Origin of the sequence: Paraburkholderia sp. RHO2 (assembly GCF_050955445.1) — a bacterium.
In the GTDB taxonomy this organism is placed as follows: domain Bacteria; phylum Actinomycetota; class Actinomycetes; order Mycobacteriales; family Mycobacteriaceae; genus Prescottella; species Prescottella agglutinans_A.
Genome location: NZ_CP162617.1, coordinates 1340877 through 1365598, shown reverse-complemented (window position 1 = coordinate 1365598; position 24722 = coordinate 1340877). Strand labels below are relative to the sequence as shown.

The following is a 24722-nucleotide window of genomic DNA, read 5'->3' as shown; positions in this document are numbered from 1 at the left end:
GAGCGATCCTATGGTTGCGATCATGAATGTGCCGACCAAAGCGCAATGGCGGACCCGCGTGCTACGGGAACGCAGGGCGGTCGCGCCCGAGACCAAGAGGGCCGAAGCCGAGGCGCTGGTCGAGTTCGTCACATCGGTCACATCGGTCACGACGGACCCGGAAACCGACACCACGGTGTGCGCGTACGTCCCGGTCGGGAGCGAGCCCGGCTCGATGGAGATGCTCGACGCGCTGCGCGACGCGGGCCGCCGGGTTCTGTTGCCCGTCACCGGTGAGCCCGGCCCGCTCGAGTGGGCCGAGTTCACCGGTCGCGACGATCTCGTCCCGGCCGGGTACGGGCTGCGCGAGCCGAGCGGTCCGGTGCTGCCGTCGACCGAGGTCGCGGCCGCCGCGGTGGTCCTGGTGCCGGCGCTGGCGGTCGACGAGCAGGGCGTGCGGCTGGGCCGGGGCGCGGGCTTCTACGACCGCACCCTGGGGATGGCGCGACCCGACGCGATGCTCGTCGCCGTCGTCCGCGACAGCGAACTGGTGCCGCACCTGCCGGGTGATCCGCACGACGTGGCCATGACCCATGCCCTCACGCCGGGCCGCGGGCTGGTGCGTCTGCGGGCGGGCGATCCGGGGTAATCGGCAGGTCGGTCCGCTGCCGCTGGAATAGTCGGCTGGTTCGCGCTGTTGGCACTGTCGACTGTAGAGTGCCAACACCTGCGGTTTGACTACACAATGCGCGACACCAGCGGAGGACCCCAGTGCCCACCTACTCGTACGCCTGCACCGAGTGCGACAACCGATTCGACATCGTGCAGTCGTTCACCGACGACACCCTGACCGTCTGCCCGGAGTGCTCCGGCAAGCTCCGCAAGCTGTTCAACTCGGTCGGCATCGTCTTCAAGGGCAGCGGCTTCTACCGCACCGACAGCCGCGGCGGATCGAGCACCGCGAGCGAACCGGCGAAGAAGAGCGACTCCTCTACCAGCACGTCGAGCTCATCGACCTCCGGGTCGTCGTCGAGCACCTCCGCTCCCGCCGCTGCCAGCTAGTCAGCAGGTTCTCCACAGCCCGCCGTTCATCCACAGGCGGGTTGCCGAACGCGGTTCCGACAGGCTCCGGCCTCCACTCCCAGGCCTAGCGTTCCCGTCATGCCCCACGACCTGTTCCGTCGACGCGAGACCGACCGCAGCGGATCACTCGCTCCGACGATCGGCGACCGGCTCGGTCGGCTGCTGCGCCCCGGCTGGGCCCGGACCGACACCGCACGGCGGATCGCCGCGGCGACTCTCGTCGTCGCGGCCTTCGTGTTCCTGATCCGCGACAACCGAGACGACACCGGCGAACCGGTGGTCGTCGCGGCGCGGGACCTGACGCCCGGTCACCTCGTGACCGCCGACGACGTCCGCACCGTGGCCCGTCCGCGCGCCGATCTTCCCGACGCCGCGGTCGACGACGCGGGCGCCGTGGTGGGGCGCACCGTCTCCTCCCCCGTCCGTGGCGGTGAGATCCTCACCGACGTCCGACTGCTCGGACCGCGCCTCGCGGAGGCCGCCGTCGGATCCGCCGACGCCCGGGTGGTTCCCGTCCGACTGTCCGACGCGGGGCTCGCGGAGTTCATTCGCGAGGGCGACCGGGTGGACGTCCTCACCGTCGGCGCGGCGCACGACACCGGCGCGTCCCAGCCGCCCGCTGCGACCGTCCTGGCGTCCGGCGCGACGGTCGTGCTGGTGTCGCCCGAGCAACCGTCGTCGGGTACGCGTCGGGACCAGGTCGTGATGCTCGCACTCCCGGCGCCCGAGGCGGGTGCGGTGGCCGCGGCGTCGCTCACCGACGCGATCACCGTGACACTGCACTAGTCTCGCCTCGGTCGGGAAACACACAGAGGGGCTACCACATGCTCAAAGGCTTCAAGGACTTCCTGCTCCGCGGAAACGTCCTGGATCTCGCCGTCGCGGTCGTCGTCGGCGCCGCGTTCACCGCGATCGTGACCGCCTTCACCAGCAACATCATCAATCCGCTCGTGGCCGCGGTCGGCGGCTCCGAGGAGCACGCCTGGGGCAAGGAGATCATCGCCGGCAACCCGGAGACGTTCGTCAACGTCGGTGCCGTGGTGACCGCGATCATCAACTTCGTCATCATCGCGGCGGTCGTCTACTTCGTGCTCATCGTGCCGGCGAACGCCGTCAAGGCCCGGTTCGCGACCGAGGAAGAGGACACGAAGGCCAGCGAGGCCGATCTGCTCATCCAGATCCGCGACATCCTGGCGGAGGGTCGCATCGGCGAGGCGGGTACCGAGCCGGACGGAAAGCACACCCGGGTGCTCGACTAGCCGCCCGATCCAAGGCGAAGGAGCCCATCCGAATCCGATCGGATGGGCTCCTTCGCCGTTGTCGTCTCGCCCGCGGGTCCGGACGCCGGTCAGCCGTGATGCGGCGGCACCTGCCGCCGCAGCCACTCGTCCTGACCGCCGCCCGAGGACGACGCGCCGTCGCGGGAGCGTTCGTCGGAGGTCTGCTCCGGCAGGACGGTCCCGAAGATGGCGTCGAGGCGAGCCCGGTCGATGCGGGCCCGGCCGGACGCCGCGGAGGGCCGGCTTTCCGCCGTCGAGCCGGTGTCCGTCTGTCCTGCCGACATGTCTTTCGTTCCGCTCTGTTCGCCGGTGTCTAGTCTTCGATGCTCGACAGCTGCCCGATGACGTGGCTGGCCAACGGGGTCAGCGTCGCCATGCCGTCGCGCACCGCGGCGCGGGACGACGCCAGGTTGACCACGAGGGTGCTGCCCGAGATGCCGACGAGTCCTCGCGAGATCACGGCGTCGACCGCACCGGCCGCGAGTCCCGAGGACCGCAGTGCCTCGCTGATTCCCGGCAGCTCTCGATCGAGCACCTCGGCGGTGGCGTCGGGCGTCACGTCGCGTGGCGAGACACCGGTACCACCGACGGAGATCACCAGATCGACGCCACCGATCACCGCGGTGTTCAGTGCGTTGCGGATCTCCACCTCGTCGGCGGTCACCGCGACCACCGCATCCACCAGGAAGCCTGCCTCGGTGAGCAGTTCTGTCACGAGCGGTCCGGTCGAGTCGACGTCACCGTGTGCGGTTCGGTCATCGACGATCACGACGAGCGCACGTCCGGCGAGCGGTGCTTCGAGTTCCATGGCCCCTACCGTAGTGGCAGCCCCCGGCAGCTCGCCCGACACCGTCGGGAGCGGCCTGAGAATCCGTGCCGGGGGCCGGGGGTGATCAGAGTCCATCAACGACCGCCCTGTGTCTGGGTTCCGAGCTGGACGTCGACGGTCTTGGAGTTGCCGGCGGAGTCCCGGTAGGTCACCTTCACGGTGTCGCCGGGGGCGTGGGACCGGATGGCCGCAATCAACGAGTCACCGGTCGTGACGACCCGGTCGTCGACCTTGGTGACGATCACGCCCTTGGGGATACCGGCCTTGTCGGCCGGGCCTCCGGGGGTGACGTCGACGACGGTCGCGCCGCCCGCGGACTCCTTGGCCGACACCTGCACACCGATGATCGCCTGGGTGGCCTTGCCGGTGTCGACGAGTTCGTCGGCGATCCGTCGGGCCTGGTCGACGGGGATGGCGAAGCCGAGACCGATTGATCCGCCCTGACCGCCGGCGGTCGCGATCGCGGTGTTGATGCCGATGAGCTGGCCGTTCATGTTCACCAACGCACCACCCGAGTTACCGGGGTTGATCGCGGCGTCCGTCTGGATCGCGTCGATGACGGTGTTCTGGTTGCCGGTCTCACCGCTGGTCGACACCGGCCGGTCGAGCGCCGAGACGATGCCCGACGTGACGGTGCCGGCCAGTCCGAGCGGCGAACCGATCGCGACGACCTGCTCGCCCACCTGGACGCCCTCGGACGAGCCCAGCTCGACCGGGGTCAGGTCCGTCTTGCCCTGGGCCTTGATGACCGCGATGTCGGACGTCGGGTCCGTCCCCACGAGGGTCGCGGGCGCGGTGGTGCCGTCGGAGAAGGCGACCATCAGCTTGCCGTCGGGTCCACCGCCGGAGACCACGTGGTTGTTGGTCATGATGAGGCCGTCGGACGAGAGGACCACGCCGGAGCCCTCGCCCTCGCCCCGGCTGCCGGCGACCTGGATCTGCACGACACTGGGCACGACCTTGGCCGCGACCGCCTGGACGGAGCCCTCCGGCGCGTTCGACGCCGGGCTGGCGCTCGCCCTGGGGGCGTCGAGCGCGTTCGACACCGGGGCATTGCTGCCGTTGCTCGACGTCGAGAGCGCGCCGACGGCGCCGCCGATACCGCCACTGACCAGGGCCAGGGCGATGGCACCGGCGACGAGCGTGGTGCGTCCCACCCGGCGCGGCGGAGTGGCCACCGGCGCGCCGGTGGTCGGAAGGGTGCCGGTCGCGCCGATCCCGGGGAACTGCTCGGTCGGCTGGTGCCCCGCCTGGTATCCGGGCTGGGTATAGCCGTGGCCGGGATGCGCACCGCCCGGGTATCCGGGGGTCTGGGCCTGGTAACGCCACGGATCCTGCGGCGCGGACTGATGGCCGGGCGCCTGGTAAGGAGCGCCCTGCTGAGGATTGCTCTGCTGAGGGCTACCGTGCTGCGGAGCCCCCTGGTCGGGGCCACCGTGGGGGTTACGGTCGTCGGTCATCGCACCGCCTTCGTTCGTGACCGCCTTGGGTGGGCGGCTCTGGTCCGGTCGTTGACTTCAGGTTGCCCGGTACGGCTGAGAAGCCGCTGAGACGCCGCTTTCAGTTTCCCGTGACCTTGCCGTGAATTCCACCGAGGTCACCCCCGAAGGCACCCGGACGGACGTTCAGCGGGCGTCGGCGTCCGGTTCGCCCGGCAGCACGACGCGGATACGGGCGCCGCCGCGGTCGGACGTCTCGACGGCGATCGTGCCGCCGTGCTTGACGACCACCTGCCGCACGATGGCGAGGCCGAGCCCCGATCCGGGCATCGACCGCGATGCGGTGGCCCGGTAGAACCGCTCGAAGACCAGTTCGCGTTCCTCGACCGGGATGCCGGGACCGGCGTCGTCGACGGTGAGCTCGAGCAGCCGGTCCCCGATCTGCCGCATCGTGACGTCGACGCGTTCGCCGGACGGGCTCCACTTCGCCGCGTTGTCGAGCACGTTGAGCACGGCCCGGGACAGGCCCGCCTGGTCGCCGTAGACGAACCACGGCGTCGTGACGGCCTCGAAGTCGATCTCGTTGCGTCGCCGGCGGGCCTTCTCGAGCGACCGCTCCACCACCTCGCGGAGGTCGACGAGTTCGAAGACCGTCTCGGGCGCGTCCTCGCGGGCGAGGTCCACCAGGTCGCCGACCAAGGTGGACAGCTCCTCGATCTGGGCGATGACGTCGGCGCGGAGTTCGGCCATGTCCTGGTCCGGGATGTGCGGGGCTCCGGGACGACTCGACGCGATCAGCAACTCCATGTTGGTGCGCAGCGAGGTGAGCGGGGTGCGCAGTTCGTGCCCCGCGTCGGCGACGAGCCGGCTCTGCCGCACCCGGGACTCGGCGAGGGCACGCAGCATCGTGTTGAAACTCACGGTCAGCCGGGCCAGTTCGTCGTTGCCGGTCACCGGGATCGGCGTGAGGTCGTCGGTGCGGGCGACACGTTCGGTCGCCGCGGTCAATCTCCCGATCGGTCTCAAACCGGTTCGTCCGACGGTGGTGCCGGCGGCCGCCGCCAGGACGACGCCGCAGCCCCCGACGACGAAGAGCACCCAGGCGAGACGGTCGAGCACGTCCTTGGTGGGCTGGAGTCGCTGCGCGATCACCAGCGTGCTGCCGTCGCGGGTGCGTTCGGCGAGCACCCGGTTGTCCTCGACGGTCCGCAGCGAGAAGTCGCGTTGGCCGCGCGCCACCGCCAGCTCGGGCGCACCGATCGGCACCACCGATCCCGGCGGGATGTACTTGTTCAAGTCCGGGAAGATCAACGCCACGCTGATGTCGCTGGTGTACAGCGTCGCGCCCGCGACGTACCGCGGGTCGAAGGTGATGAGGTCGTTGTCGACGATCGCCGACGCCCGCGACTGCAGCTGCTTGTCGACGTCGGCGTACAGCGCGCGGGAGACCACCGCGTACGCGGCGACGGCCATGACCGCCACCGCGATCGCCACGACCGACGCCGCGAGCAGCGTCACGCGCCACCGCAGCGACACCGACCGGGTCAGCGGCATCGGGGGACGCATCTCGTGCCGGGGAGGTGGCATGGCGCCGATCGGCGTCTCCGGGCCGTTGGGACGGGAACCCGCCCGACCGAAGGGAGTGACCATCACGGAGGCGTCTCCCGCAGGACGTAGCCGACCCCGCGCACGGTGTGTATCAGCCGCGGTTCACCGTCGGCCTCGGTCTTGCGGCGCAGGTAGCCCACGTACACCTCGAGCGCGTTGCCCGACGTCGGGAAGTCGTACCCCCACACCTCCTCGAGGATGCGGCTGCGCGAGAGCACCCGGCGCGGGTTCGCCATCAACATCTCGAGCAGCGCGAACTCGGTTCGGGTGAGGCTGATCGAGCGGCCGCCGCGGGTCACCTCGCGGGTGACCGGGTCGAGCGTGAGGTCCTCGAACTTCATCGTCTCCGAGTCGTCACCGGCAGCGGGGGCCGCGCGGCGCAGCAGTGCCCGCAGTCGCGCCAGCAGTTCCTCGAGCGCGAACGGCTTGGGCAGGTAGTCGTCGGCGCCGGCGTCCAGTCCGGCCACCCGCTCGGACACCGAGTCGCGCGCGGTGAGGACGAGGATGGGCAGGTCGTCGCCCGTGCTGCGGAGTCGGCGGCACACCTCGAGCCCGTCGAGTCGCGGCATCATGACGTCGAGCACCAGCGCGTCCGGGCGCGACGCGGTCACCTTTTCGAGCGCATCGACTCCGTCGACGGCGAGATCGACGGTGTAGCCGTTGAAGCTGAGGGATCGCCGCAGCGACTCCCGGACCGCCCGGTCGTCGTCGACCACCAAAATGCGCATGCCGACATTTTGGCCCGAGCGACTGAGATCCCGCTGAGAGGTCCCGTCGAGCAGGCCGGCGTGTCGGCTCAGTCGGAAGGGAACCGGGGAGCGGGCAGGCTCCAGCGCCGCCAGATCGCGACCAGTCGCAACGTCGTCGCGACGACCGTCCCGAGCACCAGCACCGCGTTGTAGGTCATGCCCACCGACGTCCCCGCAACGACGAGCGCGGCCCCCAGCAGCGCCGGGATCGCGTACAGGTCGCGGTGCAGCAGCAGCGGGACCTCGTTGACCAGCACGTCGCGCAGGATGCCGCCGCCGATCGCGGCGGTGGCCCCGATCAGGGCGGACGCGAGCGGGCCCGCGCCGTGCTCGAGAGCGATCGTCGCACCCGTGCTCGCGAACAGGCCCATGCCGAGGGCGTCGAGCACGAGGATCACGCGTCGCAGGCGGCCCAGCGTGGAGTGCACGAAGAACACGACCACCGACGTCGCCGCCGCCGTCCCGAACAACGGCCAACTGGTCAGCGACGTCGGCGGATGGATCCCCAGCAGCAGGTCACGGACGATGCCGCCGCCGATGCCGGTGAAGACACCGACGACGAACACCCCGAAGATGTCGAAGCGCTTACTGACGCCGACCAGGGATCCCGACGCGGCGAACGCCACGATGCCCACCAGTTCGAGGATCTTCAGCAACACGCGGACAGGGTCGCACGGACCCGCTGCCGGGGATCACAGGCGGGTGGGATCGACCACCCCGAGCCGGATGCCCCGGACCAGCCGCCGCGGGACGCGAAACGTCTGTCCGCCGACCGTGACGGTCACCAGGTCGGGGACGGACGCCTTCCACTGCGCGCGCCGGCTGCGGGTGTTGGCGCGCGACATGCGCCGCTTCGGTACCGCCACCGCTCAGCCCTCCCTGGGGTCGCGTCGGACCCGGCGACCGTACCGGCGCTCGAATTTCTCGACCCGGCCCTCGGTGTCGACGATGCGGTCCGCGCCGGTCCAGAACGGGTGGGACGCGCTGGTGACGTCGACGACGACCAGCGGGTAGCTGTGGCCGTCCTCCCAGTCCACGGTGCGCTCGGTTCGGGCGGTGGACCTGGTGAGGAAGGCGGTGCCGGTGCCCGCGTCCTGGAACACCACGGGCCGGTAGTGGGGATGGATGCCGGGTTTCACGATGTCGTTTCTCCGTTCTTCTCGAGTGCGCCCACGGCGGTCGGGGCGCACGGATCGGTGTGGAACTCGCCGAACGGGTCGTCCCACGTGGGCCATGACGCCTCGTCGTCGAGTTCGCGTTCGGTGAGCAGCGCCCAGTCGAGCGCCGCGGTGATCGCGCTGGGGTCGACGTCGTGGACGAGGACGACGATCGAGGTGTCCCGGTCGCCGAACCGTTCGTCCCAGCGCAGGGCGGCGAGCGCACGCCGCTCGGCGTCGACGTCGCACCGTTCGTCGGCCGTCATGTCGGCGAGCCAGCGGTCGGCCGCGGCGACCCGCAGTCCCCCTCCCGCCGATTCGAGCCACAGCGCGACGTCGGGGCGGGTGGCGAGCCAGAGTCGGCCGCGCGCGGTGACGACGCCGTCGAGCAGGACGTCGATCGCCTCGTGGAGCCGTCCCGGGTGGAACGGTCGTCGCGCGGTGAACTCGACGAGCGCGACACCGTGGTCGGCGTCGAGGGGCGGACCTCCCCGGAGCAGTGGGGAGTGGGCGCCGTCGACGCGGCCGCGCCGGGTGTCGGCGCCGACTCGGGACAGCAGCGCCGGACCGTCCGGCGCGGCGGAGGTCGGGCAACCGGGCGCGAGCCGGGCGAGCACCGCCGCCACCTTGTGCGTCAGCCAGGGGTCGGCGGCACGGTCGTCGACGACGAGCGCGTCGGCGAAGGCGACTTGCCCGACCGCGACCTGCGCGACGGTCCGGTCGTCGTCGAGGTCCTCGTCGCCGGTCACCGCCTCCCACCAGGCCTCGGTGTCGAGGCACGCCACGACGGCCTCGACGCGGACGTCGCGGCCTGCGGGGCCGTCGAGTTGTCCGACGACACCGACCACCGGGACGTGCTGCACCGCCCAGCAAACGGCTTCCGGCTCGAGCGCGGGGTCCAGTTCGAGGACGATGCGGCCGACCGAACTGCGGGCGTGCAGCCTGCGCAACAGCGGCAACAGGTCGTAGCGGAGCGTGCAGGACACGCACCCGTGGGCCAGTTCGAGGACCTCCGTGGTCACCTCCGGCGCCTCCGCGGATCCGGTCGTGAGGGTGCGTCGCACGATGCCCTGGCCGAGGTCGCCGAGGTCGTGTCGAACCACGACGGCGGGCGTCTCCCGGTCACCGAGGAACGAGTGCGCGGTCTCGTGCACCGGTCCGCTCCACCCGCTGACCACGACCAGCGGGGTGCGGCCGTCCGGCTTCGCAGCCACAATCGAGCCCCTTTCGAAAACGATTGTCATTAACGGTTGGCGAGACTACACTCACCGAGCGATTAACGACAATCGTTTTCATTAACTGGCCGTTCCGGCCGGAAAGGAGCACCCGTGTCCGCTCACTGCCAGGTGACCGGCAGACGGCCCGGTTTCGGTCGGTCCGTCTCGCACTCCCACCGACGGACCAACCGGCGCTGGAACCCGAACATCCAGACCAAGACGTACTTCCTGCCCGGCGAGGGCCGCCGGGTCACCCTGCGGCTGACGCCGAAAGGCATCCGCACCATCGACCGCGACGGCATCGAGGCCGTCGTCGCCCGCATGCGGGCCGCCGGACAGAAGGTCTGAACCCATGGCACGCAACGAGATCCGCCCCCTGGTCAAGCTCGTCTCCACGGCGGGGACCGGCTACCGGTACTACACCCGGAAGAACCGCCGCAACGACCCCGACCGACTGGTGCTGCGCCGCTACGACCCGAAGGTGCGCCGCCACGTCGACTTCCGAGAGGAGCGCTGAGACGGTGGCGAAGAAGTCGAAGATCGTCAAGAACGAACAGCGCAAGGAGATCGTCGCCCGCTATGCGCGACTGCGGGCCGAGTTGAAGGAGACGATCCGCCGCCCCTCGAGCACCTCCGAGGAACGCGCCGCCGCACAGTCTCGGCTGGCAGGGCTTCCGCGGGACGCCAGTCCGGTACGATTGCGCAATCGAGACGCTGCGGATGGACGTCCGCGCGGTCACCTGCGAAAGTTCGGTCTTTCCCGCGTGCGGGTACGCGAGATGGCCCACCGCGGGGAACTGCCAGGCGTACACAAGTCGAGCTGGTAAGGAAGAGCAATGGCAGTCAAGAGGGCACCGTCGAAGAAGGCGCGCAGCGAGCAGGGCCGCCGCCCCAAGAAGAACCCGCTCATCGCCGCGGGCATCGAGACCGTCGACTACAAGGACGTCAACCTGCTCCGCACCTTCATCTCCGATCGCGGCAAGATCCGCAGCCGCCGCGTCACGGGTCTGACCCCGCAGCAGCAGCGTCAGGTCGCCATCGCCGTGAAGAACGCCCGCGAGATGGCTCTGCTGCCGTTCACCAGCCGGTAGCACGCAGACAGATCGCACAGACAGATCGCGCGAGGCCGCGCAGTCCCAGAGACTGCGCGGCCTCGCGCGTTCGGCGTCACGCTAGATTCTCCGGGTGTCGTTTTCGCTCCGTACCGCCGCTCTCCTGGCCGCGACCGCCCTGACCGTGGGCGGTGTCGCGGCCTGCTCGTCCGAGTCCTCGACGTCGGTGTTCGGTTCTCCCGACTGCATCACCGACTTCGACCCCGGTGTCGACTACTTCCCGGACAAGCAGACCGTCGAGTACGCACAGAACTTCGACATCGAGTACCGGGGCTCGTACCAGGTGCTCACCGTCCGGCAGCCCGGTCAGGCCGACGAGTCGTACGTGCTCACCAGGTGCGGCGCCCCGGCACCCGACATGAAGGGTGATCTGGCGGGCGCCCAGCAGGTCACTACTCCGGTGACGGACCTGTTCGCCGAGTCCACGACGCACCTGCCGAGCCTCGAGGCGCTCGGCAAGCTCGATACCCTCACCGGCTTCGCCAGCGCCGACTACGTCTACAGCGAGACCGCGCGCACCCACATCGCCGACGACGGTGTCGTCCAGTTCGCGACGGCCGGCCAGGTCGACGCCGAGGCCGTCGTCGCCCACGCGCCGCAGGCGTTCGTCACCGGCGGTTTCACCGATCCGGCGTTCGCCGTGATCGAGCGTTCGAAGATCCCGGTCCTCGACAACTACGACTGGCTCGAGACGAATCCGCTGGGCCGCGCCGAGTGGATCAAGTTCTTCGCCGCCCTCACCGGCACCGAGAAGCAGGCCACCGAGACGTTCGACGGCATCGTCGCCGAGTACGACAAGTACACGAGCCTGGCCGCGAACACCGCTCCCGTGCCGGTCGTGCCTGGCCTGCCGTACCAGGGCGCCTGGTCGGTGCCGCTGGCCAGCTACTCCAACGACCTGTACACCACCGCCCACATCACGCACCCGTGGATGACCGAGCCCGGCACCGGCACCCTGCAGACCGATCTCGAGACGGTGTTCGCGAAGGCCGGCGACATCCCGCTCGCGATCAGCACGTCGTCCAACGCCACCAAAGCGGACGCGATCGCGGCCGAACCGCGGCTGGCCGAGTTCGCGGCGTTCCGCGACGGCCAGGTGTGGACGTCGTCGAACCGCATGACCGACGCCGGCGCACTCGACATCTACGAGCAGGGGGTCCTGCGGCCCGACCTGGTGCTGGCCGACCTGATCGCGATCGCGCACCCGGATCTGCTGCCCGGCCACGAGTTCGCCTTCTACCGTCGCCTGCAGTGAACCGCACCGCAGCCGCCGTCACCGCGCTGGTCGCGCTCGTCGTTGCGGCGACCGTGCTGGCGGTGTCGGTCGGGTCGGTGACGATCCCGTTCGACGCCACCGTGCGCTACCTGTTCACCGGGGACGCGGGTAGCGGCCGGTGGACCACGCTCATCGAGGACATTCGTCTGCCCCGGGTCGTGACGGCGGCGTGCGCGGGTGCCGCGCTCGCGGTCGCGGGCCTGCTGATGCAGACGCTGTTCGCGAACCCCCTCGCCGACCCGTACATCCTCGGTGTGTCGTCGGGAGCGAGTCTCGGTGTCGCGCTCGTCGTGCTGGGCTCGGGCGCCGGGGCGGGCGTGTTCGCGGCCGTGGCCGGCACCGGCCGACTCGGGATCGCCGCGGCCGCCGCGGTGGGCGCCCTCGCGGTGCTGCTGCTGGTGGTCGCGATCTCGCGGTGGGTCCAGTCGGTGGTGACGCTGCTGATCGTCGGTGTCATGGTCGGCTCGGTCACCAGCGCCGTCGTCTCGCTGCTGGTCGCGTTCTCGCAGCCCGCCCAGATGCAGCAGTTCATCCTGTGGAGCCTCGGCTCGTACGCGGGCGCGTCGTGGTCGGACCTGCGGGTGCTGGTGCCCGTCGTGCTGGTCGGCCTCGTGCTGGCGGCGACGCTGGTGCGGCCGCTCAACGCGATGCTGCTCGGCGAGGACTACGCGAGTTCGATGGGTGTGCACCTGCTGCGCACACGGGCGATCGCGATCACCGCGTCCGCCCTGCTCGCGGGCGCGGTCACCGCGTTCTGCGGACCCATCGCGTTCCTCGGCATCGCGGTTCCGCACCTGGCGCGGCTCGCGCTCCGGACGTCGGATCACCGGCTGCTGGTCCCCGGAGCGATCCTGATGGGCGCGGCGGTGTCACTGCTGTGCTCGGTGGTCGCGCAGCTTCCCGGACGCGACGGCGTGCTGCCGCTGAACGTCGTGACCGCGCTCGTCGGCGCCCCGGTCGTGATCCTGGTGTTGCTGCGCTCGCGCCGGGCGAAAGCGGGTATGGCATGACGCTCGTGCTCGACGGCGTGACCGTCGGTTACCCGGGCCGCCCGCTGCGCGAGGTGCTGACCGACCTGCACCTGACCGCGCACGCCGGGCAGGTGACGGCGCTGCTCGGACCCAACGGTGCCGGCAAGTCGACGCTGCTGCGGTCGGTCGCCGGCCTGCAGCGGGTGCTCGGCGGGGCGGTGCTGCTCGACGGCGTCGACGTCACGTCGCTGCCACCCGCGCAGCGGGCCCGGCGGATCGCGGTGGTCCTCACCGACCGCGTCGACGGCGGCCTGCTCACCGGCGGCGAGGTGGCGGCACTCGGACGGTTGCCGCACCAGGGCTTCGCGTCGCGGCTGAGCGCCGGCGAGAAGACACTGATCGCCGACAGCCTCGAGCGGATGGGCGCCACGCACCTCGCCGACGTCCGATTGCACGAGATGTCCGACGGGCAGCGCCAGCGGGTGCTGATCGCGCGGGCGCTGGTGCAGCAGCCGTCGCTGCTGGTGCTCGACGAGCCCAGCGCGTTCCTCGACGTCGCCGCCCGCGTCGAACTGTTGGCGCTGCTCACGGAGATCGCCGACGACGCCGGCATGACGGTGCTGCTCTCGACGCACGACGTGGAACTGGTCCTGCGCACCGCACGGCACGTGTGGTTGGCCGCCGGCGACGCCACCGTCGTCGACGGCACCCCCGCGGTGCTCGTCGAGTCCGGGGCGATCCGGCGGGCGTTCGACTCGCAGCGGGTCCGCTTCGACCCCGCCGCCGGGATCTTCCGCCTCGACGAGGTCTAGACTTTCCGCCGAGTTTCGGTTCGGTGTTGGAGGTGCCCCGCGACGTGTCGGGTGTGGTCGCGGGTTTCACGGTTATCTTCGTCGTCATCGCGATCGGGTTCTTCCTCGGTCGCAGCGGCACTCTCGGCGAACACGGCCAGTTCGTGCTCAGCCGGCTGGTGTTCTTCGTCGCGACGCCGGCGCTGCTCTTCGACACCCTCGCGAATTCCGATCTGTCGGTGGTGTTCTCCCCCACCCTCGCGGTCGCGGCGGCCACGGCGTTCGCCGTCGCCGGCATCTATCTGGCCGTCGCCAAGGTCTGGCTGCGTCGGCCGCTGCCGGAGTTGACGGTCGGTGCGCTCGCGTCGTCGTACGTGAACTCCGCGAACCTCGGCATCCCCATCGCGGTGTTCGTGCTCGGCGACGCGTCGTTCGTCGCCCCGCTGCTGCTGTTCCAGATCATGATCTTCTCGCCGATCGCGCTGACCGTGCTCGACATCAGCACGATGCGCCAGGGCGCGTCCCGGCTCGAGACGATCACCGCGCCGTTCAAGAATCCGATCGTGCTCGCCGGGGCGGCCGGGCTGGCGGTCGCGGTGTCGGGGTGGACGCCGCCCGAGGCGCTGATGCAGCCGTTCCGCCTGATCGGCGGCGCCTCGGTTCCGGGTGCGCTGCTGGCGTTCGGTCTGTCGCTGTACGGGGTGCGGGTGCTCGAGAAGGGCGCGAGTCCGCGCCGCGACGTCGCGCTGGCATCGGTCCTCAAGATCTGCGTCCAACCCGTCCTCGGGTACCTGATGGCCCGCTTCCTGCTGGGCCTCGACGGCCACGAACTGTTCGCGATCGTGGTGGTCTCGACCCTGCCGACCGCGCAGAACGTCTTCGTCTATGCCAGCCGCTACCAGCGCGGCATGGTCCTCGCCCGCGACGCCGCGTTCGTCACCACGCTCGCGTCGATCCCCGCGATCGCGCTGGTGGCGGCGCTGCTGGCCTGAGCCGCCCGCTTCACAGGACGCCCAGTTCGGTGGCTCGCACCGCCACACGGACCCGGGACCGCGTCCCCGTCTTCGCGAAGATGTTCTCGAGATGCGTCGCCACCGTCCGCTTGCTGACCAGCAGTTCGTCCGCGATCTCGGCGTTGCTCAGTCCCTGCGCGACGAGCGCGAGGACCTGGTGCTCGCGGCCGCTGAGCCGGAACGCCTCCCGATCGGCCTGATCGGCGACGATGCGGCGGCACTGGGTCGCGAGCGCCTCGATCCCGGCTCGCGCGGACGAATCGACCTGGGACCGAGCGAAACTCACGTGCAGGACGCCGGTCACCTGGCCCCGCTCGAGTCCGAGCGCCACCGATGATCCCTCACGGAACCCGGAGGGCCGCAGCACTTCCTCCACGGTGGCGGTGCGCTCGAAGCCGGGGACGTCCTCCCAACACACGGGCCGACCGGACGCGATCCGGATGCGGTCGAACACGCCGGTGTCGTCGACGAACTCGTGGGCGAGGTACTCCGCGACGGGTGGTGCGTATCCCCCGTTGGCGAACACGCGATGCGTGACGTCCCCACGGCGCCGGTAGGTGATCGCGGCGGCGACGTAGCCGAGTTCACCGGCCCAGCGCGAGAGCAGGCCGTGCGCGACGGTGACCGGGGACCTGGACGACATCAGGTCCCGGTCTCCGGTCACCGTCCCGCACCGCTCACTCATGGCACGAATGTACCTGTGGGCTACGCCACAGGACGGCGGTCGGCCCACGGCCGGGCCTGCTCGAGGTGGGCCGCGACCCGCAGCACCAGCGCGTCCCGCCGGTGCCGGGCGGCGATCTGCAGGCCGACGGGACGCCCGTCCGGGGTGAAGCCGGCCGGCACCGTGATCGCCGGGTTGTTCAGCATGTTGTAGGGGTAGGTCAACAGCCAGTCGAGCAACTGCTCCCGCAGCGACTTGCCCTCGAGCCAGTCGGGCGCGAACTGGGTGAGCGGGAAGGTCGCGGACGCGAGCGTCGGCGAGATCAGGACGTCGTAGTCGTTCATGAACTCGGTCCAGGTGTCCCACATCCGGCCGCGGAACGCGTCGGCGCGCCCGTAGTCGACACCGGACAGCCGCCGTCCCTCGTGGATGAGTTCGATCAGGTTCTCGTCGACCCGGCCGTGCAGCGAGTCCCAGTCGAGCATGTCGTGCTCGCCGGCGAAGCCCGGCACCCAGATGCCGTGCCACATCGCCTCCGACGGATCGCCCCAGTCGGGCGTCGCCTCCACGACCTTGGCGCCCATCTCCTCGAAACACGCGACGGCTTCGGCGCACACCGCCGCGACGTCCGGTTCCACGTAACCGAGACCGAGATCGGGCGACCACGCGACGCGCAGGCCGTCGATGCCGCCCCGCGCCGCCTCCACGTACGACGACTCGACTCGCTCGATGCTCAGCGGATCCGAATGATCGGGCCCGGCAAGGACATCCAGCATCAGCGCATTGTCGGCGACGGTCCGGGTGATCGGGCCGTGGTAGGCCCAGTTGTTGTAGCGGCCGGGCAGGATGGTCTGCGGGATCACCCCGGTCGTGGGCTTGAGTCCCACGACGCCGCACAGTGCCGACGGGATCCGGACCGAACCGGCGCCGTCACTGCCCTCGGCCAGCGGGCCCAGGCCGGCCGCGACGGCGGCCGCCGCACCACCGCTCGAGCCGCCGGCGCTGTGCCCGGGCTTCCAGGGATTGTGGGTGGGTCCGAACAGGTGGTTGTCGGTACCGGCGTAGTAGCCGCTCTCCGGCGTGTTCGTCTTACCGAGATACAGGCCGCCCGCCTGCCGCAGCCTGGTCACGATCACCGCATCGCGCTCGGCGATGTTGTCGCGCATGGGCTCCAGACCGAACGTGGTCGGCAGGCCACGCACGTCGGTGAGGTCCTTGATCGTGAACGGGACACCGTGCAGCGGCCCCAGTGGCTCACCACTCTGCTGCGCTCGCGACAGTTCCGCCGCGTCCCGGCGCACCTGCTCGGCGTCGAAGTGCACGATCGCGTTGACGGAGGGGTTGACCTCCTCGACCCGACGGATCATCTCCTCGGCAATCTCGTTGGGCGACAAGTTCTTCGAGGAGACCTGCGCGGCCATCTCGGTAGCCGGCATCCAACCCAGGTCCGATGTGTTCATGGGAACCACCCTTCACGGTGACGTGTTTCGGAGACGAACGCCACGCTATGACTGGCGTCACACCGGCACCATCGGTCGAATGACCGATGGTGCCGGGCCACCGTTGACAGGCAAGTCACTACTTGCCTATGGTTCGGGCGTGGGCGATCTGTTCAAGGCGCTGGCGGACCCGACGCGACGGGCAATCCTCGACGAGCTCGCCGATCGCGACGGGCAGACGCTGTTCGAGCTGTGCACCCGACTGGTCACCAAGTACGGATCGGGATCGTCCCGGCAGGCCGTCTCCCAGCACCTCGCGGTGCTCGAGGGGGCCGGGTTGCTCCGCACCCGCCGCGAGGGTCGCTACAAGTTCCACCACCTCGACACCACCCCACTGCGGGCGATCGTCGACCGCTGGCCCATACCCGCACCGGACGACCGAGAGGAAGAAACGCAATGAGGATCCATCTGACGAGCGTGCACGTGGACGACCAGGACAAGGCGCTCGCGTTCTACACCGACGTCCTCGGCTTCGTGAAGAAGACCGATGTCCCTCTGGGGCAGCACAAGTGGCTCACCGTCGTCTCCCCGGAGAATCCCGACGGCACCGAGCTGCTCCTCGAACCGGACGAGCACCCGGCGGCCCAGGCCTACAAGAAGGGCCTCGTGGCGGACGGCATCCCGGCCGCGTCCTTCGCCGTCGACGACGTCCAGGCGGAGTTCGAACGGCTGAGGGCACTCGGGGTCGTGTTCACACAGGAACCGCTCTCGATGGGCCCGGTCACCACCGCCGTCTTCGACGACACGTGCGGCAACCTGATCCAGATCGCCAGTCAGCCCTGAGGCCCGCACTCACCGGCCCGGACGCCGCATCCGCATGTAGTCGCTGACCACGGCGGCGCCCAGCCCGTCGAGGTCGGGTGCGACGACGCGGCCGCCGACGCGCTGGGCCATGCGGTCGACGACGCGGGCGAGGCCGGGGTCGTCGCCCAGCCGGAAGATGGTGACCTGTGCGCCGAGCCGGGCGAGGGTGTCGAGTTCGCGGACCGTCAGTCCCAGTGTCCGCACACTCGGCGGGTAGTCGAAGAACGCCTGCCCGTCGGGCTCGAGGTGCGCGGTGGGTTCACCGTCGGTGACGATGAGCACGACGGGCTGCGCGTTGGGGTGCCGCCGCAGGTGCCGGGCCGCGAGCAGCAGCGCGTGGTGCAGGTTGGTGCCCTGATCCCACGCCCCGTCCAGGCCCGCGAGCTCGGCGGCGGACAGCGCCTGCGCGTAGCGGCCGAACCCGATGAGCTGCAGTGCATCTCCCCGGAACCGCGTGGTCACCAGGTGGTTCAGCGCGAGCGCGGTGCGCTTCATCGGCACCCAGCGCCCGTCCATCACCATCGAAAACGACGTGTCCACCAGCAGCGCCACCGCCGCCTGCGCGCGCTGCTCGGTCTCGGCGACCTCGACGTCGGCCACCGTCATCCGCACCGGCATCCGGCCCGGCTCGCGCAGGATCGCGTTGGTCAGGGTGCGCGTGACGTCCCACGGCTCGGTGTCGCCGAACTCCCACGGCCGCGACGCCCCCGTCGGCTCGCCCATCGAGCCGGCACGGCGGGTCTCCCGCTGGCCGCCGCGGTGCGCCAGTCGCCCGGCCACGTCCCGCAGCCACGTCTGGCCGAGTTGCCGCATCGCCTTGGGCGACAGCCGCCACTGGCCGTCCGGGGCACGATCGAAGAAGCCTTGCTGCTGCAACGCCCGCTCGAGGTCGGCGAGAGTGCGGGCGTCGGCGACCGCCTCGCCACCGAGCTGCCGGGCCAGCGTCTCGGTGTCGATGTCGTCGAGCTGCGCGCCCGGATACTGTTGCGACAGTTGCTCGGACAGCCGTTCGAGGTCGGCGACGTCCGCGACGGCCGACGTCCCCTCCCCCAGGCCCAGGCCCTCGTCGCCGCGGAACTGTGCCGATCCCTTCCAGTCCTCGTCGGGCCGGGCCGCCCGCAGGTGCGCGTCCAGGCGGTCCAGCTGGTCCATCAGCGAGGGGTCGCCGAAGGCCTGCTGCGCCAACGCATCCAGTTCCGCGCGCTGGTCCGCGGACAGCGAGTTCCGCAGCCGCTGCGCCGCCGCTGCCCGACGCGCCAGTGAGTCCAGCAGCTCGTCGGTGTTGCGCGGGTTCTCCGGGAAGAACTCGCCGTGCCGGTTCATGAACTCCCGGAACTGCTCGGTGGTGTCCTCGCCACGGGCATGGCTGTCCAGCAACGAGTTCAGATCCTCGAGCATCTCCCGGATGCGTTCGCGGTCCTCGTCGGTGGCGCCCTCGAGCAGCCGCTTCATCCCGTCGAACCGCTGGTCGAGCAGTTCGCGCCCGAGCAGGTCGCGGATCTTCTCGTAGTCCTCCCGGGCCTGGCTGCTGCGCCAGTCGTAGTCGGCGAGATCGGCGACGGCCTGCGCCGTCGACGGCGGCAGTTCCTCGATCCGCATCTCCGCGAACCGGGCGTCGTCGTCGAGGGCACGGGCGAGGGTCTTGCGCTCCTCCAGTACCGCGCGATCCAGCAGCTCCCGCACCTCGTCGAGCGTTCCGCCGAGATTGTTGCGCTGCAACACCTCCCGACGTCGCCGATTGGCCTGCGCCGCCAGATCGTCGAGGCCGCGGCGCTCCCCGAACCCGCGCCGCAGCAACTCCCGCAGCGCCTGCCGCGGCGACGCCCCCTCGAGGACGTCGTCGCCGATCGCGGCCAGCGCCTCCCGCAGATCCACCGGCGGGGCCAGCGGATCCCCGCCCTCGTACGGGCCGTACCGCGCGCCGCGAGACATCCTGCCTCCCAATCCGAATGCCGACTACGAGTAGACGGCCTGACCGTTCTCGTCCGGGTTCTTCGAGATCCGCCGGGCCAGGTACAGGCCCTCGAGTGCCAGTTCGGCGGCCGACGCGCGTTCGCCGTCGGACTCGGCCCCGAGCCGGGCCGCGACCTCGTCGAGCACCTCGAGCTCGGGCAGCTCCCCGAGCAGCGCCTTGGCGGTGACCCGTTCCCCGGTCACCACCGGCCGCCCCAGTTCCACGGCGGTCACGAGCGGCGCCAGGTCGATGCCGCCGAGCCGGAGGCGGGCCGTGTCCGCGGTCGCGCGCCTGAGCAGGTGCTCGAGGACCTCCAGTTCGCGCCCCTCCTCGCCGGACTCGAACTCGACCTTGCCGCGCAGCACCTCCACGATCGTGCCCAGGTCGATCGGCCGGGCCACCGCCTCCGCCTCGCCGAGCACCGCGCTGCGGTGCACCGCGGCCGCACTCACCGTCTCGGCGCCCGCGACCGCGAAGCGGGCCGACACCCCCGAACGCTGGTCCACCGACGTCGACTCGCGCAGCAGCCGGGTGAACCGGGCCAGCACCTCGAGCAGGTGGTGCGGGACCACGGCCTGCAGGTTCGCCTCCTGCTCGATCACCGCGATCTCGTCCTCGAGCAGCGACGGGTAGTGCGTGCGGATCTCGGCGCCGAAGCGGTCCTTGAGTGGGGTGATGATCCGTCCGCGATTGGTGTAGTCCTCCGGGTTCGCGCTGGCCACCAGCAGCACGTCGAGCGGCAGCCGCAGCGTGTAGCCGCGCACCTGGATGTCGCGTTCCTCCATGACGTTGAGCAGCGACACCTGGATCCGCTCGGCGAGGTCCGGCAGCTCGTTGATCGCCACGATCCCGCGATGGGCGCGCGGCACCAGGCCGAAGTGGATGGTCTCCGGGTCGCCGAGGCTCCGCCCCTCCGCGACCTTGATCGGGTCGACGTCGCCGACGAGGTCCGCGACCGACGTGTCCGGCGTCGCGAGCTTCTCGGCGTACCGTTCGCTGCGGTGCCGCCACGTGACCGGGAGCGTGTCCCCCAGTTCGGCCGCCCGCCGCAGCGAGATCGGCGTGATCGGCTCGTACGGGTGCTCGCCCAGTTCGGAACCGGCGATCACCGGTGTCCACTCGTCGAGCAACAGGTACAGGGTGCGCAGCAGACGCGTCTTGCCCTGACCGCGCTCGCCGAGCAGCACGACGTCGTGGCCGGCGATGAGCGCCCGCTCGAGTTGCGGCAGCACCGTCTCCTCGAAGCCGACGATGCCGGGCCACGGGTCGTAGCCGTCGCGCAGATACACGAGAAGGTTCTCCCGCATCTCGTCCTTGACCGAACGCTGGACGTGACCAGACGCGCGGAGTTCACCGAGTGTCCGGGGCAGGTGCGCAGGCGGTGTGGCAGTCACCACTCCAAGTTACGAGCGTTCTGGCGATTCGGCACCCGGAACGCCGTCGCCTGCGCTGCGCTTTCCCAGGCTCTGATAGACACACGTCATGGCCGACTTCGAGATCACGTTCACCACCGGCAACATCACGCTGCACGGCAGCCTCCGTCTCCCGGCGGGCGCCGGCGCGGACTCCCCCGCGCCTGCCGTGCTGTTGCTCGCCGGCAGCGGTCCCACCGACCGCAACGGCGACAGCGCGCTGCTGCCCGGCTCGATCGGCACCCTGGAGTTCCTCGCCGACCTGCTCGAGCAGCGCGGGTTCGCGAGCCTGCGCTACGACAAGCTCGGCAGCGGCACCACCGGACTGGGCCCGTACGACGTCGACGACATCGGCGGCCTCGGCTTCTCCGTGTTCACCGACTCTGCCGCCGCCGGGCTGAACTTCCTCGCCGGCCGGGCCGCCGTCGACCCCGACCGCGTGTACGTGGTCGGCCACAGCGAGGGCGCGCTGATCGCGCTCGCCCTCGCCGCCGGCGGCGCAAACGTCGCGGGACTGGGTCTGCTCGAGCCGCTGAGCGTGCGCCTGCTGGACCTGCTGACGACGCAGATCGACGGCCAGCTCACCGCGGTCGTCGGGGCCGGGCAGCTGCCGGTCGAGCTGGCCGACGAGCTGAGGCTGGCGCTGGCCGGCGCCGTCGAGTCGCTGCGCTCCGACGCCACGCTCGCCGACGACCTGCCCGAACCGCTGCGCGCGGCCGGTCTGGTACCCGCGAACGCGCGGGCCCTCGCCGAGGAGGACGCGCTCGATCCGCGCGAGCTCGCGGGTCGCCTGCCCGCCGGCCTGCCGGTCGTGACGAGCTGCTCCGCCAAGGACATCCAGCTGGACTGCGCCGACGTCGACGCGCTCGACGCCGCCCTGGCCCACACGGCCCTCACCTCGGTGCGCATGACGACGGCGAACCACGTGCTCAAGGAGATCGGCGCCGTCGCGTCCACGGGCGCCGACTACATCGAGCCGCTGCCGTGGTCGACCGAGTTCACCAGCGGATTCGAGGGCTGGCTCCGCAGTCTCTGATGTCCCTGCAGGGTGTCCCCGGCGACACGCTCGGCGAAAAACCGAGATGTCGCCGGGCGGACACTGCTGTATGGTTCTCCGTTAACCGACGGGCACACACGAGAAAGGTACGGTCGCGATGCAGTCGATAGCCTCGGCAATTGCCGTGAAGCACGTATATGCCAAGCACGTTTCGAAGCACGCGTTTTTCGCCGTACCCGCGCGGCACAGCCACGCAGCCTTCTTCAGGTGGCCCCGAGAGACCAGTTCCCCGTAACCGGAATCTCTCTCGGGCACCCGAAGGCACACCGCCTCGGGTGCCTTTTCTTTTATCGCTTCCAGTCAGGAGAACCAGAGAATGAAGCTTCGACTCGGCGCCACGGGCGCCACCACCCAGGATCTGCCCGGCGACCTCACCGGGCAGGTCGTCACGATCGATCTGCGTCACGTCGATCCCGGTCACGACACCGGCGCGGCGGCACTGCTCAGCGAACTGCTCGCCCGCGGCGCCGCCCGCCTGGTCATCTCGGGCACCGACGCCGCCAACGCCCGTGCGCTGCTCGCCTCCGCACACAACGACGCTCCCCCGTCCGGGCTCGCGGCCTGAGAGGCGCGCGAGCCGGACGAGGGAGCGTCGTCGGACTGTTCGATCAGTGCGCGAAGTGGCGCGCGCCGGTCAGGTAGAGCGTCACGCCGGCCTCGCGGGCGGCCTCGATGACCTCGTTGTCGCGGACCGAGCCACCGGGCTGGACGACGGCACGGACGCCGGCGTCGAGCAGGACCTGCAGGCCGTCGGGGAACGGGAAGAACGCGTCCGACGCGGCCACCGAACCCTTGGCCCGGTCACCGGCACGCTGCACCGCGAGGTGCGCCGAGTCGACGCGGTTGACCTGGCCCATGCCGACGCCCACCGAGGCGCCGTCGTGTGCGAGCAGGATCGCGTTGGACTTCACGGCACGGCATGCGCGCCACGCGAATTCGAGGTCCGCGAGGGTCTTCTCGTCCGCGGCCTCACCGACGACCAGCGTCCAGTTGGCCGGGTTGTCACCCTCGGCGTCGAGGACGTCGCGCTCCTGCAGCAGCGTGCCGCCGGAGATCGGGCGCAGCTCGATGCCGGTCGCGGTGGGGGCGGCGGCCTCGAGCACGCGGATGTTCTTCTTGCGGGTCAGCACCTCGACGGCGCCCGGCGCGTACGACGGGGCGATGATGACCTCGGTGAAGATGTCGGCGACCTGCTCGGCCATCTCGACGGTCACCTCACGGTTGGCGGCGATGACGCCACCGAACGCGGAGACCGGATCGCACGCGTGCGCCTTGCGGTGCGCCTCGGCGATGTCGGCGCCCACCGCGATGCCACACGGGTTGGCGTGCTTGATGATCGCGACGGCCGGCTCGGAGTGGTCGAAGGCGGCACGCCACGCGGCGTCACCGTCGGTGTAGTTGTTGTACGACATCTCCTTGCCGTGCAACTGCTTCGCCTGCGCGAGGCCGGCGGGGCCGGCCGGGCTGTCGTACAGCGCCGCCGCCTGGTGCGGGTTCTCGCCGTAGCGCAGCACCGCGGAACGGTCCCACGTCGCGCCGACCCACCGCGGGAACTGCTCGTCGGACTCGACCATCGTGGACGTCATCCACGTGGCGACCGCGACGTCGTAGGACGCGGTGTGCTGGAAGGCCTGCGCGGCCAGCGCGGTGCGCTCGAAGAGGGTGAAGCCGCCGGCCTCGACCGCGGCGAGGACGCCCTCGTACTTCTTCGGGTCGACGACGACCGCGACCGACGGGTGGTTCTTCGCCGCGGCGCGGACCATCGAGGGGCCGCCGATGTCGATCTGCTCGACGCACTCGTCCGGGGTGGCGCCCGACGCGACGGTCTGCGTGAACGGGTACAGGTTCACGACCACCAGCTGGAACGCCTCGATGCCCAGCTCCTCGAGCTGCGCGAGGTGCTCCGGCTTGCGGGTGTCGGCGAGGACGCCGGCGTGCACGCGCGGGTGCAGCGTCTTGACGCGGCCCTCGAGGCACTCGGGGAAGCCGGTCAGGTCCTCGACCTTGGTGACCGGGATGCCGGCATCGGCGATCTTGGCGGCGGTGGAGCCGGTGGAGACGAGCTCCACGCCGGCCTGATGCAGGCCGGTGGCCAGCTCGACCAGGCCGGTCTTGTCGTAGACGCTGACGAGTGCGCGGCGCACAGCCTTGCGTTCACTCACTGGGGATCACGGCCTTTCGTCCGTCGGAAACAACACCTCGGAGGGCGACAGCGGCCACGACCTCGGCCAGCAGTCGTCGTTCAACCGTCTTGATGCGCTCGTGCAGGGTGGCCTCGTCGTCGTCGGCGAGGACCGCGACCGGTTCCTGAGCCAGGATCGGTCCGGTGTCGATGCCGTCGTCGACGAGGTGGACCGTCGAGCCGGTCACCTTGACGCCGTACGCGAGCGCGTCCCGCACCGCGTGCGCACCCGGGAACGAGGGCAGCAGCGCGGGGTGCGTGTTGATGATGCGGCCACCGAAGCGCTCCATGAACGCGGGGCCGAGGATCTTCATGAATCCGGCGCTGACGACCAGGTCCGGTTCGTGCGCGGCGACGGCCTCGGTGAGGGCGACGTCCCAGGCGGCACGGTCGGCGTGATCACGCAACGACACCGTGAAGTGGGCGATACCAGCGTCCGTGGCGCGCTCGGTGGCGGCACAGTCACGGTCGACCCCGACCGCGACGATGGTCGCGGGGTATTCGTCGGCACGCGCGGAGGCGATGAGAGCCTGCAGCAGGCTGCCCGTCCCCGATGCGAGTACGACGATCCGAGCGGGCACTGTGGGCCGCAGCTGGTCACGCGTGGCAGTCAGCGCACTACTCCTGGTTTTTCGAGACGGTTCCG

Annotated in this window: 31 protein-coding genes; 16 read left to right on the top strand and 15 right to left on the bottom strand. The window is 70.6% G+C overall.

What is annotated here, in order from left to right; genetic code table 11:
• Nucleotides 1-22: 22 nt before the first annotated feature.
• The 4 genes from ABTV10_RS06305 (at nt 23) to mscL (ending at nt 2321) form a co-directional block, all read left to right on the top strand.
• Nucleotides 23-628 (top strand): 5-formyltetrahydrofolate cyclo-ligase, encoded by a 606-nt coding sequence (locus tag ABTV10_RS06305; RefSeq protein WP_499033293.1) that lies wholly within the window; start codon nt 23-25, stop codon nt 626-628.
• A 122-nt stretch (nt 629-750) separates the two neighbouring features.
• Entirely contained in the window at nt 751-1041 is a 291-nt protein-coding gene (locus ABTV10_RS06300; RefSeq protein WP_433610784.1) for an FmdB family zinc ribbon protein, read from the top strand.
• Between the two features lie 99 nt (nt 1042-1140).
• On the top strand, nt 1141-1848 hold the full coding sequence (locus ABTV10_RS06295; protein ID WP_433610782.1) for an SAF domain-containing protein: 708 nt from the start codon (nt 1141-1143) through the stop codon (nt 1846-1848).
• A gap of 38 nt (nt 1849-1886) precedes the next feature.
• The gene (gene mscL / locus ABTV10_RS06290; protein WP_499033291.1) at nt 1887-2321 is read left to right on the top strand and encodes a large conductance mechanosensitive channel protein MscL; all 435 of its coding nucleotides are present in this window, start codon (nt 1887-1889) and stop codon (nt 2319-2321) included.
• Nucleotides 2322-2410: 89 nt separating this feature from the next.
• Here mscL and ABTV10_RS06285 read toward each other — a convergent pair whose 3' ends face one another.
• The 9 genes from ABTV10_RS06285 to mrf form a co-directional block, all read right to left on the bottom strand.
• Nucleotides 2411-2626: a hypothetical protein gene (locus tag ABTV10_RS06285; RefSeq protein ID WP_499033290.1), complete on the bottom strand. Its 216-nt coding sequence runs from the start codon at nt 2624-2626 to the stop codon at nt 2411-2413.
• A 29-nt stretch (nt 2627-2655) separates the two neighbouring features.
• Nucleotides 2656-3150, bottom strand: coding sequence for a MogA/MoaB family molybdenum cofactor biosynthesis protein (locus ABTV10_RS06280; RefSeq protein ID WP_499033288.1), 495 nt, complete (start codon nt 3148-3150; stop codon nt 2656-2658).
• Between the two features lie 95 nt (nt 3151-3245).
• On the bottom strand, nt 3246-4631 hold the full coding sequence (locus tag ABTV10_RS06275; RefSeq protein ID WP_499033287.1) for a S1C family serine protease: 1386 nt from the start codon (nt 4629-4631) through the stop codon (nt 3246-3248).
• A gap of 165 nt (nt 4632-4796) precedes the next feature.
• A complete protein-coding gene (locus tag ABTV10_RS06270; RefSeq protein WP_499035146.1) occupies nt 4797-6260 on the bottom strand; it encodes a HAMP domain-containing sensor histidine kinase in 1464 nt (487 codons plus the stop codon).
• Nucleotides 6260-6946, bottom strand: a complete 687-nt coding sequence (locus tag ABTV10_RS06265; protein WP_433610772.1) for a response regulator transcription factor — start codon at nt 6944-6946, stop codon at nt 6260-6262. Before ABTV10_RS06265 ends, ABTV10_RS06270 begins: the two co-directional genes overlap by 1 nt.
• A 68-nt stretch (nt 6947-7014) precedes the next feature.
• Nucleotides 7015-7626 (bottom strand): trimeric intracellular cation channel family protein, encoded by a 612-nt coding sequence (locus ABTV10_RS06260; protein ID WP_499033284.1) that lies wholly within the window; start codon nt 7624-7626, stop codon nt 7015-7017.
• Between the two features lie 33 nt (nt 7627-7659).
• The gene (gene rpmF, locus ABTV10_RS06255) at nt 7660-7833 is read right to left on the bottom strand and encodes a 50S ribosomal protein L32 (protein ID WP_499033283.1); all 174 of its coding nucleotides are present in this window, start codon (nt 7831-7833) and stop codon (nt 7660-7662) included.
• Between the two features lie 3 nt (nt 7834-7836).
• Nucleotides 7837-8106: a type B 50S ribosomal protein L31 gene (locus tag ABTV10_RS06250; protein ID WP_499033281.1), complete on the bottom strand. Its 270-nt coding sequence runs from the start codon at nt 8104-8106 to the stop codon at nt 7837-7839.
• Complete coding sequence (gene mrf / locus ABTV10_RS06245; protein WP_499033280.1) at nt 8103-9338, bottom strand: ribosome hibernation factor-recruiting GTPase MRF; 1236 nt, start codon at nt 9336-9338, stop codon at nt 8103-8105. Before mrf ends, ABTV10_RS06250 begins: the two co-directional genes overlap by 4 nt.
• Nucleotides 9339-9452: 114 nt before the next feature.
• Here mrf and rpmB point away from each other — a divergent pair, with 114 nt between their 5' ends.
• The 8 genes from rpmB to ABTV10_RS06205 all read left to right on the top strand — a co-directional run bounded on the left by rpmB (nt 9453) and on the right by ABTV10_RS06205 (nt 14483).
• Nucleotides 9453-9689: a 50S ribosomal protein L28 gene (gene rpmB, locus ABTV10_RS06240; RefSeq protein ID WP_499033279.1), complete on the top strand. Its 237-nt coding sequence runs from the start codon at nt 9453-9455 to the stop codon at nt 9687-9689.
• A 4-nt stretch (nt 9690-9693) separates the two neighbouring features.
• Nucleotides 9694-9858, top strand: a complete 165-nt coding sequence (rpmG, locus tag ABTV10_RS06235; RefSeq protein WP_499033278.1) for a 50S ribosomal protein L33 — start codon at nt 9694-9696, stop codon at nt 9856-9858.
• Between the two features lie 4 nt (nt 9859-9862).
• On the top strand, nt 9863-10168 hold the full coding sequence (rpsN, locus tag ABTV10_RS06230) for a 30S ribosomal protein S14 (protein WP_499033276.1): 306 nt from the start codon (nt 9863-9865) through the stop codon (nt 10166-10168).
• A gap of 9 nt (nt 10169-10177) precedes the next feature.
• A complete protein-coding gene (gene rpsR, locus ABTV10_RS06225; protein WP_348608112.1) occupies nt 10178-10432 on the top strand; it encodes a 30S ribosomal protein S18 in 255 nt (84 codons plus the stop codon).
• A 94-nt stretch (nt 10433-10526) separates the two neighbouring features.
• The gene (locus ABTV10_RS06220; RefSeq protein ID WP_499033274.1) at nt 10527-11708 is read left to right on the top strand and encodes an ABC transporter substrate-binding protein; all 1182 of its coding nucleotides are present in this window, start codon (nt 10527-10529) and stop codon (nt 11706-11708) included.
• The gene (locus ABTV10_RS06215) at nt 11705-12739 is read left to right on the top strand and encodes an iron chelate uptake ABC transporter family permease subunit (RefSeq protein WP_499033271.1); all 1035 of its coding nucleotides are present in this window, start codon (nt 11705-11707) and stop codon (nt 12737-12739) included. Before ABTV10_RS06220 ends, ABTV10_RS06215 begins: the two co-directional genes overlap by 4 nt.
• Nucleotides 12736-13512 (top strand): ABC transporter ATP-binding protein, encoded by a 777-nt coding sequence (locus ABTV10_RS06210; RefSeq protein WP_499033269.1) that lies wholly within the window; start codon nt 12736-12738, stop codon nt 13510-13512. The genes ABTV10_RS06215 and ABTV10_RS06210 overlap by 4 nt, the downstream gene beginning before the upstream one ends.
• 23 nt (nt 13513-13535) lie before the next feature.
• Complete coding sequence (locus tag ABTV10_RS06205; RefSeq protein ID WP_499033266.1) at nt 13536-14483, top strand: AEC family transporter; 948 nt, start codon at nt 13536-13538, stop codon at nt 14481-14483.
• Between the two features lie 10 nt (nt 14484-14493).
• Here the strand turns inward: ABTV10_RS06205 and ABTV10_RS06200 are convergent, their stop codons facing one another.
• Together ABTV10_RS06200 and ABTV10_RS06195 are read right to left on the bottom strand one after the other, a co-directional pair.
• The gene (locus tag ABTV10_RS06200; protein WP_499033264.1) at nt 14494-15189 is read right to left on the bottom strand and encodes a helix-turn-helix transcriptional regulator; all 696 of its coding nucleotides are present in this window, start codon (nt 15187-15189) and stop codon (nt 14494-14496) included.
• Between the two features lie 20 nt (nt 15190-15209).
• A complete protein-coding gene (locus tag ABTV10_RS06195; RefSeq protein WP_499033262.1) occupies nt 15210-16628 on the bottom strand; it encodes an amidase in 1419 nt (472 codons plus the stop codon).
• A 139-nt stretch (nt 16629-16767) separates the two neighbouring features.
• Between ABTV10_RS06195 and ABTV10_RS06190 the strand changes: the two genes are divergently transcribed.
• Together ABTV10_RS06190 and ABTV10_RS06185 are read left to right on the top strand one after the other, a co-directional pair.
• Nucleotides 16768-17067 (top strand): ArsR/SmtB family transcription factor, encoded by a 300-nt coding sequence (locus ABTV10_RS06190; RefSeq protein ID WP_499033261.1) that lies wholly within the window; start codon nt 16768-16770, stop codon nt 17065-17067.
• Complete coding sequence (locus ABTV10_RS06185; RefSeq protein ID WP_499033260.1) at nt 17064-17450, top strand: VOC family protein; 387 nt, start codon at nt 17064-17066, stop codon at nt 17448-17450. Before ABTV10_RS06190 ends, ABTV10_RS06185 begins: the two co-directional genes overlap by 4 nt.
• A gap of 9 nt (nt 17451-17459) precedes the next feature.
• On the opposite strand, the gene ABTV10_RS06180 is transcribed toward ABTV10_RS06185, so the two are convergent.
• Complete coding sequence (locus ABTV10_RS06180) at nt 17460-19403, bottom strand: vWA domain-containing protein (RefSeq protein ID WP_499033259.1); 1944 nt, start codon at nt 19401-19403, stop codon at nt 17460-17462.
• A 24-nt stretch (nt 19404-19427) separates the two neighbouring features.
• Nucleotides 19428-20819, bottom strand: a complete 1392-nt coding sequence (locus ABTV10_RS06175) for an ATP-binding protein (RefSeq protein WP_499033258.1) — start codon at nt 20817-20819, stop codon at nt 19428-19430.
• An 88-nt stretch (nt 20820-20907) separates the two neighbouring features.
• On the opposite strand from ABTV10_RS06175, the gene ABTV10_RS06170 reads away from it, so the two are divergent.
• Both ABTV10_RS06170 and ABTV10_RS06165 read left to right on the top strand, forming a co-directional pair.
• Nucleotides 20908-21873: an alpha/beta hydrolase family protein gene (locus tag ABTV10_RS06170; protein ID WP_499033256.1), complete on the top strand. Its 966-nt coding sequence runs from the start codon at nt 20908-20910 to the stop codon at nt 21871-21873.
• Nucleotides 21874-22210: 337 nt separating this feature from the next.
• Entirely contained in the window at nt 22211-22459 is a 249-nt protein-coding gene (locus ABTV10_RS06165) for a hypothetical protein (protein ID WP_499033255.1), read from the top strand.
• A 43-nt stretch (nt 22460-22502) separates the two neighbouring features.
• Here the strand turns inward: ABTV10_RS06165 and purH are convergent, their stop codons facing one another.
• The gene (gene purH, locus ABTV10_RS06160; RefSeq protein ID WP_499033254.1) at nt 22503-24056 is read right to left on the bottom strand and encodes a bifunctional phosphoribosylaminoimidazolecarboxamide formyltransferase/IMP cyclohydrolase; all 1554 of its coding nucleotides are present in this window, start codon (nt 24054-24056) and stop codon (nt 22503-22505) included.
• Complete coding sequence (gene purN, locus ABTV10_RS06155) at nt 24049-24657, bottom strand: phosphoribosylglycinamide formyltransferase (RefSeq protein WP_499033253.1); 609 nt, start codon at nt 24655-24657, stop codon at nt 24049-24051. Before purN ends, purH begins: the two co-directional genes overlap by 8 nt.
• Nucleotides 24658-24722: the final 65 nt, after the last annotated feature.